Annotated in this window: 11 protein-coding genes and 1 pseudogene; 6 read left to right on the forward strand and 6 right to left on the reverse strand. The window is 67.8% G+C overall.

Annotated elements, in window-relative coordinates; genetic code table 11:
- Window positions 1-320 precede the first annotated feature (320 nt).
- The 5 genes from GXW74_RS25485 to GXW74_RS25505 all read right to left on the reverse strand — a co-directional run bounded on the left by GXW74_RS25485 (window position 321) and on the right by GXW74_RS25505 (window position 5,045).
- Entirely contained in the window at window positions 321-740 is a 420-nt protein-coding gene (locus GXW74_RS25485; RefSeq protein ID WP_211849413.1) for an NADH dehydrogenase ubiquinone Fe-S protein 4, read from the reverse strand.
- Window positions 741-909: 169 nt separating this feature from the next.
- A complete protein-coding gene (locus GXW74_RS25490; RefSeq protein WP_338148331.1) occupies window positions 910-1,359 on the reverse strand; it encodes a hypothetical protein in 450 nt (149 codons plus the stop codon).
- 127 nt (window positions 1,360-1,486) lie between these two features.
- Window positions 1,487-3,361, reverse strand: a complete 1,875-nt coding sequence (gene ftsH, locus GXW74_RS25495; protein WP_211849414.1) for an ATP-dependent zinc metalloprotease FtsH — start codon at window positions 3,359-3,361, stop codon at window positions 1,487-1,489.
- Window positions 3,362-3,438: 77 nt separating this feature from the next.
- Window positions 3,439-3,942 (reverse strand): phosphate-starvation-inducible PsiE family protein, encoded by a 504-nt coding sequence (locus GXW74_RS25500; RefSeq protein WP_211849415.1) that lies wholly within the window; start codon window positions 3,940-3,942, stop codon window positions 3,439-3,441.
- A complete protein-coding gene (locus GXW74_RS25505) occupies window positions 3,939-5,045 on the reverse strand; it encodes a S1C family serine protease (RefSeq protein WP_211849416.1) in 1,107 nt (368 codons plus the stop codon). The genes GXW74_RS25500 and GXW74_RS25505 overlap by 4 nt, the downstream gene beginning before the upstream one ends.
- A gap of 57 nt (window positions 5,046-5,102) precedes the next feature.
- Between GXW74_RS25505 and GXW74_RS25510 the strand changes: the two genes are divergently transcribed.
- Window positions 5,103-5,639 (forward strand): hypothetical protein, encoded by a 537-nt coding sequence (locus GXW74_RS25510; protein ID WP_211849417.1) that lies wholly within the window; start codon window positions 5,103-5,105, stop codon window positions 5,637-5,639.
- On the opposite strand, the pseudogene GXW74_RS25515 reads toward GXW74_RS25510, so the two are convergent.
- Window positions 5,582-5,764, reverse strand: a pseudogene (locus GXW74_RS25515) (transposase); the annotation flags it as partial. The gene GXW74_RS25510 and the pseudogene GXW74_RS25515 overlap by 58 nt on opposite strands.
- 388 nt (window positions 5,765-6,152) lie before the next feature.
- On the opposite strand from GXW74_RS25515, the gene GXW74_RS25520 reads away from it, so the two are divergent.
- The 5 genes from GXW74_RS25520 to GXW74_RS25540 all read left to right on the forward strand — a co-directional run bounded on the left by GXW74_RS25520 (window position 6,153) and on the right by GXW74_RS25540 (window position 12,251).
- Window positions 6,153-7,199: an HlyD family secretion protein gene (locus GXW74_RS25520; RefSeq protein ID WP_338148332.1), complete on the forward strand. Its 1,047-nt coding sequence runs from the start codon at window positions 6,153-6,155 to the stop codon at window positions 7,197-7,199.
- Entirely contained in the window at window positions 7,196-9,979 is a 2,784-nt protein-coding gene (gene rbbA, locus GXW74_RS25525; RefSeq protein WP_211849434.1) for a ribosome-associated ATPase/putative transporter RbbA, read from the forward strand. Before GXW74_RS25520 ends, rbbA begins: the two co-directional genes overlap by 4 nt.
- A 3-nt stretch (window positions 9,980-9,982) precedes the next feature.
- On the forward strand, window positions 9,983-11,113 hold the full coding sequence (locus tag GXW74_RS25530; protein ID WP_211849437.1) for an ABC transporter permease: 1,131 nt from the start codon (window positions 9,983-9,985) through the stop codon (window positions 11,111-11,113).
- A gap of 139 nt (window positions 11,114-11,252) precedes the next feature.
- Window positions 11,253-11,708 carry a CBS domain-containing protein gene (locus GXW74_RS25535; RefSeq protein ID WP_211849439.1) on the forward strand — a complete coding sequence of 152 codons (456 nt, stop codon included), beginning with the start codon at window positions 11,253-11,255 and terminating at the stop codon, window positions 11,706-11,708.
- Between the two features lie 60 nt (window positions 11,709-11,768).
- Window positions 11,769-12,251 carry a hypothetical protein gene (locus GXW74_RS25540; RefSeq protein ID WP_211849441.1) on the forward strand — a complete coding sequence of 161 codons (483 nt, stop codon included), beginning with the start codon at window positions 11,769-11,771 and terminating at the stop codon, window positions 12,249-12,251.
- The last annotated feature ends 32 nt before the right edge of the window (window positions 12,252-12,283 follow it).

Genomic DNA, 12,283 nt, shown 5'->3' on the forward strand with positions numbered 1-12,283 from the left:
ACTTCCTCCTTTCGCGGCCCTCGCGGCCCGCCGTGACGGAAGCCATGCCATGGGGCGCGTGGCGTGCCCCTGAAGCCGACGGCACCAGTCTGCTCCCCGCTTCGCGGCGGAACCCTGGCGGCCTGCCGTGATGGCCAGACCCGTCAACCTGCGAACCCCGAATGGGCGTTCTGGCCCGGATGAAGGTCGCCCACGGCCGAAGTTCAAGACCTGTATCATGCGTTGGGCGCCAGGCTGCCATTCCGCCGGCGCTAGCCGCCCGCAGGCCAGCCGACATGCGCGGCTGCGCCTCGAAAGCGCCTGGCTGCACGGCGACCGCCTCACGCAATCCGCGTTCCCGTCCAGGCCGGTGGGTCACTTGCCGGAAACGATTCCAGACTGGCCTCCTCGACAGGGTCCAGCTTCGCCTCACCCTTGGCGTGGGCGGCAAGGAGCCAAGGCCGTACGCGGCTGATCGCGCCGCTCATGTCGCTCCGGAGCTGCTCCGCGTAGCTTCTGAAGCGCACGCGGCGCGGGGGTGCCTCCGCGACCTCGTAGCGCCATCCGTGTCGCTCCGCGAAGGCTTCCGCGCTCTGCCTGTCCGGGAACTCAAGCCGCACGAGCGCGAGCGGATCCGTGCTGCCGATCCACCCGGTGAGCGGGTCGATCGGCGGCGGCGACGATGGCACGAACTCCAGGACCCAGCGCTGCCGTCCTGGCGCGGATTGCGTGACGGAACGGCCCGGCTGATGGATGCGCACGAGCGGGAGCCGCCATCGGCCGGCCGATGCAGCGCCGCCCGGCAGGAGCGGCCCCGTCTCTTCCCGGCCGGTCCCGCTCCCCGTTCCGGTAGCTGGCCCCACTGCCTCGCCCCCGGTCGGAAGGCAGGCCGGAATGGCTGAAGGTGGGCGTGAGGCCATTGCGGCGCGTCTAGTCCGCCGCTTCGGGCGCGCCCTCCACCGCGGGCTTGGGCGGCGCCGTTCCGGGCCGCGGCTCGAGGACCACCTGCTCCGCGGCCGCATCCCAGCGCAGCGTCACGGTGTCGCCCTTGGCGACCTCGCCGCCCAGCATGGCGCGCGCAAGGCGGGTTTCGACCAGGCTGCGGATCTGCCGCTTGAGCTCGCGCGCGCCGCATTCGGGCCGGTAGCCCTCGGCGGCCAGCATCGCCGTGAGGCCTTCGTCGAACTCCAGCGCCACACCCTGGCTGGCGGCGGTGCGCTTCGCCCGGTCGAGCTGCAGCAGCAAGATCTGGTGGATCTCCTCCTTCGAGAGCGCGTGGAAGACAATGATCTCGTCGATGCGGTTGAGGAACTCGGAGCGGAAATGGCCGCGCAGCACCTCCATCAGCTCGGCCTTCAGCTTCTCGGGCTGCTCGGCCACCGTGCCGCGCAGGTGCAGCCGCCTCTAGACGCGATCCGAGCCCAGGTTCGAGGTGGCGATGATGATCGTGTGTGGGTGAAATCCACCACCGTCGCCTGCCGCCCGCGGACATCGCACTTGCCGTCCATCACGTCCGTTCCTTCTCCCGATCCGCTGCCACGGCATCCGATCCCGTGCTGCGCGTCTGGTCGCCTTCCCTCCTGTGCGCCTGCCGCAGCGGCGGGAAATCGTCCGGGGTGATCGTCTCGCGCTCGAGCAGCAACCGCGTGCCGGCCTCGAGGTCGGCTAGGCGCTCGGCGAGCAGCGCCTTGGCGCGCGCATAGGCCTCGTCGATCAGCCCGCGCACGGCGACATCCACCTCGCGCGCCGTGGCTTCGGAATAGTCGCGCGGCGTGATGCCCGGCACACCGTTACCGAGGAAACTCTGCCGTTCGGGCTCCAGCACCGCCTGGCCGAGGGCGGGATGCATCCCGAAGCGGGTAACGATCTGGCGCGCGATGTCGGTCACGCGCGCGAGGTCGTCCGCCGCGCCGGTCGAGATCTCGCCGAGCACGAGGTCCTCGGCCGCGCGGCCGGCCAGCAGCACGACCATGCGGTTCTCGAGGTCGCGGCGGGTGATGAGGAAGCGGTCCTCGGTCGGCCGCGTCATGGTGTAGCCGAGCGCGCCGATCGAGCGCGGGATGATCGAGACCTTGTGCACGGGGTCCGCCCCGGGCAGAGAGGCGGCGGCGAGCGCATGGCCCATCTCGTGCCAGGCCACCGCCTCGCGCTCCTTCGGGTTCAGCACGCGCCCCTTGCGCTCGAGGCCGGCGACGATGCGCTCGATCGCGGCGGTGACATCGGCCATGGTCACGGCGTCCGCGCCGCGGCGGGTCGCCTGAATCGCCGCCTCGTTCACCAGGTTGGCGAGTTCCGCGCCCGAGAAGCCGGGGGTCAGCCCGGCGATCTGATCCACATCCAGCTTCTCATGCTTCACCTTCTTGAGGTGCACGCGCAGGATGGCCGCGCGGCCGGATTTGTCGGGGCGGTCCACCACCACCTGGCGGTCGAAGCGCCCGGCGCGCAGCAGCGCGGGGTCGAGGATCTCGGGGCGGTTCGTGGCGGCGAGCAGCACGATCCCCTCGCGCGGGTCGAAGCCGTCGAGCTCGGTGAGGAGCTGGTTCAGCGTCTGCTCCTTCTCGTCGTGCCCGCCGCCGAAGGCGCCGGCGCTGCGGCGGCGGCCGAGCGCATCCAGTTCGTCGATGAAGATGATGCAGGGCGCTGCCTTGCGCGCCTGCTCGAAGAGGTCGCGCACGCGGGCCGCACCTACGCCGACGAACATCTCGACGAACTCGGAGCCGGAGATGGAGAAGAAGGGCACCCCCGCCTCGCCGGCCACGGCACGTGCGACCAGGGTCTTGCCGGTCCCCGGCGGGCCGACCAGCAGGATGCCCTTCGGGATGCGCGCGCCGAGCCGGCCGTATTTCTCGGGCTGCTTCAGGAAATCGACGATCTCGCGCAGTTCGGCCTTGGCCTCGTCCACGCCGGCGACGTCGTCGAAGGTGACGCCGGTGTCCTTCTCGACATAGACCTTGGCCTTCGACTTGCCGACCGACATCAGCCCGCCGAAGCCCTGCTTCTCCGCCACTCGGCGGAAGACGAACATCCACATCCCGAAGAAGACGACCGCCGGCACCACCCAGGAGAGCAGGTTCATCAGGAAGGTGTTGGTGATGGTACCGTCGTAGCGCGCGCTCGACTGCTCGAGCCGGCGCGTGAGATCCTCCGGCACGATGGTGGTCAGGAAATGTGTCCGGCCGTCCATCGCTTCGCGGTAGCGGCCGACGATGCTCTCGGGGCGCACCTGAACCTCGGCGATGCGGTCCTGCTGCAGCAGTTCGAGGAAGCGCGAATAGGGGATGCGCTCGGTGACCGATGCGCCCTGCCACCAGCCCTGGAAGAGCAGGAGCAATAGGAAGGCCCCGATCCAGTACCAGATGTTGAATTGTTGCTGCTTGTTCACTTACGGCTCCGGCCGCTGGCGCGGAGCGGAGTGAAGCGCGAACAGCCCTCCGGCCGCAAGGGACGGAAGCGGGCGGATCAGGGCGGCCGCGTCTCGGCGCTTTCGAGGGCCACGGCCTCCGCCTCGCGCCGGTCCTGGTCGCGCACCAGCCAATAGACGATGCCGAGCGCCAGTATCGCCGCGCCGAGCGCGAGCAGCTTCATCGCCTCAGTCTGGCTGAGATCGAGGATGATGAACTTCCGCACCACCGCGAGCATGGCGATCATCACCACCGCGCGCACCTGGACGATGCCGAAGCGCCGTTCCACGACGACGAGCAGGGAACGCTTGAACTCCAGAGCGATGACGACGGTGAAGATCGCGCCGAACACGGTCTGGAACACCGCCGGATCCGTGGGGTCGAAGATGTCCACCAGAAGCAGCGAGGTGGCGACCAGCTTGAGCAGGTTCCACAGCGCGGCCAGCACGATCAGCGCGATCAGGATCGTCAGAACGAAGACGACGGACTGCTCGAACTTCTCGTAGAAGGTCAGCGATCTCCAGAGCACGGAGTTGCCACGCGGTGACTTCGGTTCGCTCATCGGCCCGCATCCAATGTGACAGCGATCTCAAGGCGCGTGCCGTCGCGCAGGATCGTCAGCGTGAGGGTATCACCCGGCGCGTGCCGGTCGAGCGCGGCAAGCAGTTCCGCCACCCGGCGCAGCGGGCGGCCCTCCACCGCGAGGATGACATCCCCTGCCTGGAAGCCGCCGTCGCGCGTGAGACGGGCGGGGCGGATCCCGGCTCGCTCCGCGGCCGAGCCTGGATCGACCTCGAGCGCGAAGACACCCTCGATGCCAAGGCGCGCCGACAGCGCGGCATTGAGCTGTTCCTCGGCCCGGACGCCGAGCGAGGGGCGGATGTAGCGTCCCTGCGCGATCAGCCGCGGCACCACGCGGTTCACCGTGTCCACCGGCACCGCGAAGCCGATCCCGGCCGAGGCGCCGGAGGGGCTGTAGATCGCGGTGTTCACGCCGATCAGCCGGCCGGCGGAATCGAGCAGCGGCCCGCCCGAATTGCCCGGGTTGATCGCGGCGTCGGTCTGGATCAGCCGCTCGATGACGGCGCCGGTCTCGCTGGGCAGCTCGCGGTTCAGCGCGGAGATGATGCCGGTGGTCAGGGTCCAGTCCAGGCCGAAGGGATTGCCGATGGCGAAGACCTTCTGACCGACGCGCAGGTCGTGGCTGGTGCCGATCGGCAACGGCTCGGGCCGGCCGGTGCCGACGCCGATTCGCAGCACCGCGAGGTCATGGGCCGGGCTCGTGCCGACCAGCACGGCGTCGTAGGCGCGGCCATCGGCCAGGCGGACCATCGCACCGGACGCGCCGGCGATGACATGATCATTGGTGACGACATGGCCGAGCCGGTCCCACAGGAAGCCGGAACCGGTCCCCCGCGGCACCTGCAGGGCGTTGCGCGTCCAGGGGTTCAGCACGCGTTCGGTGGTGGCGATGAACACCACCGATCCGCGCGCCTGCTCGAAGAGGGCGATGGTCGAACGCTCGTCCTCCGCAAGGTCGCCGCGCGGCGTGACGACGCGCGGCTCCGCCCGGCCGGCGAGAAGTTCGGCCTGCAGCAGCGGGAAGCTCTGCCAGGCGGCGATGAGGACGAGCGCCGCCAACATCAGCAGCATGGTCCGGAACATGAATCGACCATTGTCCAACGCGGAACTCTCCTGCCAGCTGAGCCTCCGGGACGCAGGGTGCCCCTGCCGCCCGATCATGCGAAGCCCCGTTCTTCAGCCGCGCCCTTCTCGCTGAAGCGGCCGGGCGGGGGCGGGCATCTGCCCATCAACCGCTACCGGTCAGGATATGCGATCCGCCAGAAGGCGGAGATCATGGTCGACCACTTCCACGACCAGGTCGTCGCGCGGCAAAAGATTGGCGGCAACGCGCGGGCGATGGTCGTGACAGGAGGGATTCAGCGCGCGATCCAGTACTTCCACGCGTTCCGCGACTCCCTGCGGGAGAGAAAGAGCCCCTGTCAGGCCATCGTCGCCTTTTCGGGCGAGCACGAGTATGGCGGGCAGAAGGTCACCGAGGCATCGCTGAACGGCTTCCCCAGCAGCGCCATCGAGGAACGCATCCAGAAGGGCCCGCATCGGTTCCTGATCTGCGCAGACAAGTTCCAAACCGGCTACGATGAGCCGCCGCTCCACACGATGTATGTCGACAAGGCGCTCCTGACCTGCCGCGCCTGGTCGGTCTTCAGGCCGCCGTATTCGCGCCGCCAGCGGTAGTAGCTCTGCTCGGTCACCCCGATCGCCTTCGCCGCATCCGCCACGCTCCGGCCCTTCGCCAGCAGCACCTCTACCTCGCGCAGCTTGCCAATGATCTCCTCGGCACTGTGCCGCTTTCTCGCCATCTCACCCTCCTCCGGCGCTCCATACGAACATACGTCTCGGACCACCCAGAGGGGGGAGGGTCACTGCCAACACAGTCTGGTATCCGGCGACGTGATGGTCCGCGCGCTGCGGGCCACGACCAGGGGTGCCGCTTGATGAAGGTTGTGTCAGCCGCGTAGCCAAGGGCCGTTTGATTGATGTCGATCAAGATGGCCGAGGCCGGGAGCCGCGAAAAACCAAAAGAATCACCATCGCGATCAAGCCCGGGCCTCTCCCGCGCACTGGCCCAGTAGTGTCCAGTGGAGTTCCAGAATGGAACGCGCCTCCCCGCACCCACCACCGCCGGTCCCTTTGCCGCCGAAGCCTGCGACGAAGCGATGGACTTGGTTGCTTCAAACGACAATCGCTGTGGCCGTCATTGTGGCCGGCTTCTTCGCTTGGCAGTACTTCAAGCCAAAGGGCCTGCCGGACGGCTTTGCCAGCGGCAACGGCCGCATCGAGGCGACGGAGATCGATGTCGCTGCCAAGATACCGGGGCGCATCCGGGAGATACTGGTGAACGAGGGCGACTTCGTCGCAGCCGGCCAGATTGTCGTCCGGATGGACACGGCGGTGCTGGAGGCGCAGCGGCGCGAAGCCGAGGCGCAGCTGCGCATGGCGATCATCGCCATCAACGTCGCGCGGAGCCAGGTGACGCAACGCGAGGCCGAGAAGGCGGCGGCAGAGGCCGTGGTGGCGCAGCGGGAAGCCGATCTGGACGGCGCGCGTCGCCGCTTCGCGCGATCTGAGGAGCTGGCGCCACGGAGCGCGGTGCCCTACAGCAGACTGGATGATGATCGGGCCGCCTTCCTGGCTGCCCGGGCGGCAATCGGGACCGCCAGGGCGCAGGTTGCGGCGGCGGATGCCGCCCTTAATGCAGCCCAGGCCATGGTGATCGGGGCGGAAGCGGCAGTCGATTCGACGCGCGCGACGATCGAGCGCATCCAGGCTGATATCGATGACAGCCAGTTGCGGTCGCCGCGGGACGGGCGCGTGCAATACCGCGTGGCGGAGCCCGGCGAGGTCCTTCCGGCCGGGGGACGGGTGCTCAACCTGGTCGATCTCGCCGACGTCTACATGACCTTCTTCCTGCCGACGGCGGCGGCCGGCCACGTCGCCATGGGGGCGGAGGCGCGGCTCGTGCTCGACGCCGCGGCGCAATACGTCATCCCGGGGCAGGTGTCCTTCGTCGCCGACGTTGCCCAGTTCACACCGAGGACCGTCGAGACGGAGGAAGAGCGCCTGAGGCTGATGTTCCGGATCAAGGTGCGGATCAGCCCCGACCTGCTCCGGGACTACGTCCGCGACGTCAAGGCCGGGCTGCCGGGCATGGCCTATGTCCGGCTTGATCCCCGCGCGGAGTGGCCAGCCGCGCTTCAGGTCCGGCTGCCGCCACCGGCTGGACGGGCGCCATGACCAGCCAGCCCACAGGCGCCGCCGTGGGCACCTCGGCGGAGGCCATCGCCAGGCTGAGCGACGTCAGCCTGCGCTACGGCAAGGTGTGCGCCCTGGACGCCGTCAGCCTCGATATTCCGGCAGGCTGCATGGTCGGGCTGATCGGACCGGACGGGGTGGGCAAGTCCAGCCTGCTGGCGCTGATCGCCGGTGCCCGCAAGCTGCAGACGGGCCGCGTCGAGGTGCTCGGGGGCGACATGGCGCAGGCGCAGTACCGCGCCACGGTCGGACCGCGCATCGCCTATATGCCGCAGGGCCTGGGCAAGAACCTCTACCCGACACTGTCAGTGTTCGAGAATATCGACTTCTTCGGTCGCCTGTTCGGCCAGGACCGCGCCGAGCGCGAGCGCCGCATCGCCGAGCTGACCGAGAGCACGGGCCTCGCGCGCTTCACCGGGCGGCCCGCCGGCAAGCTCTCGGGCGGCATGAAGCAGAAGCTCAGCCTCTGCTGCTCGCTGATCCACGACCCCGATCTGCTGATCCTGGATGAGCCCACCACCGGCGTCGATCCGCTGTCGCGCCGGCAGTTCTGGGAGCTCATTGCCCGCATCCGTGCCGAGCGGCCCGGCATGAGCGTCATGGTCGCCACTGCGTATATGGAGGAAGCGGCGGCTTTCGACTGGCTGGCTGCGATGGATGCGGGCCGCGTGCTCGCCACCGGGACGCCGCACGAGCTCCTCGCGCGCACCGGCACCGCCACGCTGGAAGAGGCCTTCATCGCATTCCTGCCGGAAGAGAAGCGCCGGGGACACCAGCAGGTCGAGATCCCGCCGTACCAGGCGGAAGCCGACGCGACGCCCGCCATCGAGGCGCACGGCCTGACCCAGCGCTTCGGCGACTTCACGGCGGTGGACCATGTGACCTTCCGCATCATGCCGGGCGAGATCTTCGGCTTCCTCGGCTCGAATGGCTGCGGGAAGACGACCACGATGAAGATGCTGACCGGCCTGCTGCCGCCCACCGAGGGGCAGGCCTGGCTGTTCGGCCAGGCGGTGGATGCCGGCGAACTGGAGACGCGCCGCCGCGTCGGCTTCATGACCCAGAGCTTCTCGCTCTACAGCGAGCTGACGGTGCGGCAGAACCTGGTGCTGCATGCCAGGCTGTTCCACCTGCCCGAGGCGACAATCCCCGCGCGGGTGGAGGAGATGGCCGATAGATTCGGCCTGGCGCAGATCATGGAGACGCTGCCGGACGCCCTGCCGCTAGGGCAGCGCCAGCGCCTCTCGCTCGCGGTGGCCATGATCCACCGGCCGGACATGCTGATCCTCGACGAGCCCACCTCGGGCGTCGACCCTGTCGCGCGTGACGGGTTCTGGCAGATCCTGATCGAGCTTTCGCGCCGCGACAGGGTCACGATCTTCATCTCGACCCATTTCATGAACGAGGCCGAGCGCTGCGATCGAATCTCCCTGATGAACGCCGGCAAGGTGCTGGTGAGCGATGCGCCGCGCATGCTTGTGGAGAAACGCGGTGCCGCAACGCTGGAGGCGGCCTTCATCAGCTACCTCGAGGAGGCGACCGGAGTCGGCGAACCGGGGCCGACCGCACGCGAGCAACCCGTGCCGGCGGCCGAAGGCGCCGCCCACCTGGACGCGCGGGATCCGCGGCGCGGCTTCGACCTTCGGCGGCTACTGAGCTACTCGCGCCGGGAGGCGCTGGAACTTCGGCGCGACCCGATCCGCGCAACGCTCGCGCTGCTCGGCTCGCTCATCTTGATGGTCATCATGAGCTATGGGATCACCGTGGATGTCGAGAACCTGACGTTCGCCGTCCTGGATCGCGACCAGACCACCACCAGCCGCGACTACACGCTGAACATCGCGGGCTCTCCCCGCTACTTCATCGAACAGCCACCGATCCGCGACTACACCGATCTGGACGAGCGCATGCGCTCGGGCGCGCTGAGCCTGGCGATCGAGCTCCCTCCCAACTTCGGGCGCGACGTGGACCGTAGGCGCCCGGTGCAGATCGGCGTGTGGATCGACGGGGCCATGCCGCTGCGTGCCGAGACGATCCGCAGCTACATGGCGCAGATGCACTCGCTCTGGCTCACGCAGAGGGCGTCCCGGATATCGAGCGAGGTGCTGCCGGCCAGCCCATTTCGGATCGAGATCCGTTACCGCTACAACCCCGATGTCAGGAGCGTACCGGCGCTCGTGCCGGCCATCATCGCGCTGCTGCTGCTGCTGATTCCAGCGATGCTCACCGCCCTCAGCGTCGTGCGCGAGAAGGAACTGGGCTCCATCGTGAATCTGTACGTCACGCCAACCACCCGGCTGGAGTTCCTGCTCGGAAAGCAGCTTCCCTATGTCGCGCTTGGGACGATGAACTTCCTGCTTCTGACACTCATGGCCATCGCCTGGTTCGGCGTGCCGGTGAAGGGCGACTTCCTGACCCTGGCCCTGGCGACACTGCTCTACGTGGGCGTTGCGACAGCGATCGGCCTCCTGGCCTCCACCTTCATGCGCAGCCAGATTGCCGCCGTGTTCGGAACGGCGATCGGCACCATGGTGCCTGCGACCAGTTTCTCCGGGGTGATCTACCCTGTCTCCTCGCTGCAGGGTGCCGGCGCCCTGATCGGGGAGATCTTCCCGACCACCCACTACCTGACGATCGCGCGGGGCATCTTCTCGAAGGCGCTGGCCATGCCTGAGCTGGCGACGTCCTTCGTCCCGCTCCTGATCGCCCTGCCGGTGCTGATCGGGTTGAGCGTCGCGCTGCTTCCGAAGCAGGAGAGGTGAGCCATGCGGACCGCCTCCAACATACTGCATCTCGGCATCAAGGAGCTGCGAAGCCTGTATCGCGACCCGATCATGCTGGCCCTGATTGTCTGGGCGTTCAGCTTTGCGGTCTATACGGCGGCGACCGCGGTGCCGGACACGCTCAGCCGCGCCACGATCGCCATAACGGACGAGGATCGGTCGCCGCTGTCCACGCGCATCTCCAGCGCCTTCTACCTGCCCTACTTCGTGCCGCCTGAGTTGATCGATCGGGCCCAGACGGACGAACGAATGGATGCCGGCCGAAGCACTTTCGCCCTCGACATCCCGCCGAGCTTCCAGCGCGACCTGCTGGCGAGGCGCAGGCCGACGATCCAGCTCAACGTGGATGCGACGACGATCACCCAGGCATTCACCGGCAGCGGCTACATCCAGTCCATCGTGAGCGGCGAGGTGAACGCCTTTCTCCGACGGTATCGCGCCACGGAGCAGTTGCCGGTCGATCTCGCGCTGAGGGTCCGCTACAACCCGCAGCTCAGCAGATCCTGGTTCTATTCCGTCGTCGAGGTCATCAACCAGGTGACGTTGCTTTCCGTGACGCTGACCGGCGCGGCGCTGATCCGGGAGCGTGAGCACGGTACGCTCGAGCATCTGTTGGTGATGCCGCTCACGCCCTTCGAGATCATGGCCGCCAAGGTCTGGTCCATGGCGCTCGTGGTGCTGGTCGCCTGCGGCCTTTCCCTCACCCTGGTCGTGCAGGGCCTGCTCGGCGTGCCGTTCCAGTACCAGGGCGCGGTCCCTCTTTTCCTGGCCGGAGCCGCCGTGAACCTCTTCGCCACGACCTCGATGGGGATCTTCCTGGGAACCGTCGCGCGCTCGATGCCGCAGTTCGGGCTGCTGGTGATCCTGGTGATCGTGCCGCTTCAGATGCTGTCTGGCGGCTTCACGCCGCGGGAAAGCATGCCCGAATTCGTGCAGATCGTCATGCTGGCCGCGCCGACGACGCACTTCGTCTCACTGGCGCAGGCGATCCTCTTCCGGGGAGCAGGCCTATCGGTCGTCTGGCCGCAACTCCTGGCGATGGGCGTGATCGGTGCCTGCCTGTTCGGCTACGCGCTTACGCGCCTGCGCAGAACCCTCAGCGCGGCGACATGAGGCGTCGCGCCACGACACAAGCCGCTGGGGGCAGCGAATAACGAACGCTCTCCTACTGATTCTGCGACGGCGTTGGTCGCTCTCAAGTTCCCCGCGGCTCGCGTATCAGGAGGATCAAGCGATGGATGCAGGAGAGGTAATGACGTCCGACGTGTTGTCGATCGACCCCGACGACAGTGTCGGCATCGCCGCGCGCAAGCTCAGTGAGCGTGGTGTCAGCGCCGCGCCGGTCATCGACGCAGAGGGCCGCCTGATCGGCGTGATTAGCGAGGGCGACCTGCTGCAGCCCTTCTGCCGCGAAAAGCAGTTGCAGCGAGCCTGGTGGCTCAGAATCCTCGCTGAAGGCGAGGCAATTCCACCGGCGCTCGTCGACTACATTCGCCTCGATAAGCGGCGAGTGCGTGACCTGATGACCTCTCCGGTGGTCACGGTGACCGAGGATACCCCACTCCCCGTGGTTGCAGATCTACTGCTGCGTCATCGCATCAAGCGTGTCCCGGTCCTGCGCGACAGTCGTGTGGTGGGCATCGTCAGCCGCGCGGACCTCGTCCGCGCTCTTGCAAGGGCGCCGGACGCGATCACGGAGCCGATCTGATGCTAGGCGTCGTAGGCGGCATCGCCCTTGGAGAAATGTCGTGATCGGCCGGAGGAAGTTATGGACCCTGCGATCCTAACCGCCGCCACTGGACTGATTGGCTCGCTGGTCGGCGCAGCGTCGTCCATCGCCACCACATGGATTGCGCAGCGCGGCCATGACCAGGCGCAGTTACGTGCTCAGGAAGCGAAGGCGCGGGAAGTTCTCTACGCCGAGTTCATCGCCGAAGTATCGCGACGCTTGGTCGATGCTCTCGGCAATCAGGCCGAAAGTCTCGAAGTGATGGTCGGTCTTCACGCATCCCTCGGGAGGATGCGCCTGATGTCGTCGCGAGAGGTCATCAACTGCGCCGAGCGGCTGATTCAGCTGGTCGGTGACACTTACGCCTCACCAAAGAAAGTCACGTTCGAGCAGGTGATGGAAATGGGTCGGAGCGGCGTTGGCGATCCGCTGGAAGATTTCGGCGAGGCCTGCAGGGTCGAGCTGCGGGCGCTCCGCGGCTTATCGCTGGCGCCGTGGACAGGTGGCGGAGCCCCGGAGTGAGCCCGGATGTGCTTACGATCCCGTCTCTCGAA

Source organism: Neoroseomonas eburnea, from assembly GCF_018129005.1.
Taxonomy (GTDB): domain Bacteria; phylum Pseudomonadota; class Alphaproteobacteria; order Acetobacterales; family Acetobacteraceae; genus Neoroseomonas; species Neoroseomonas eburnea.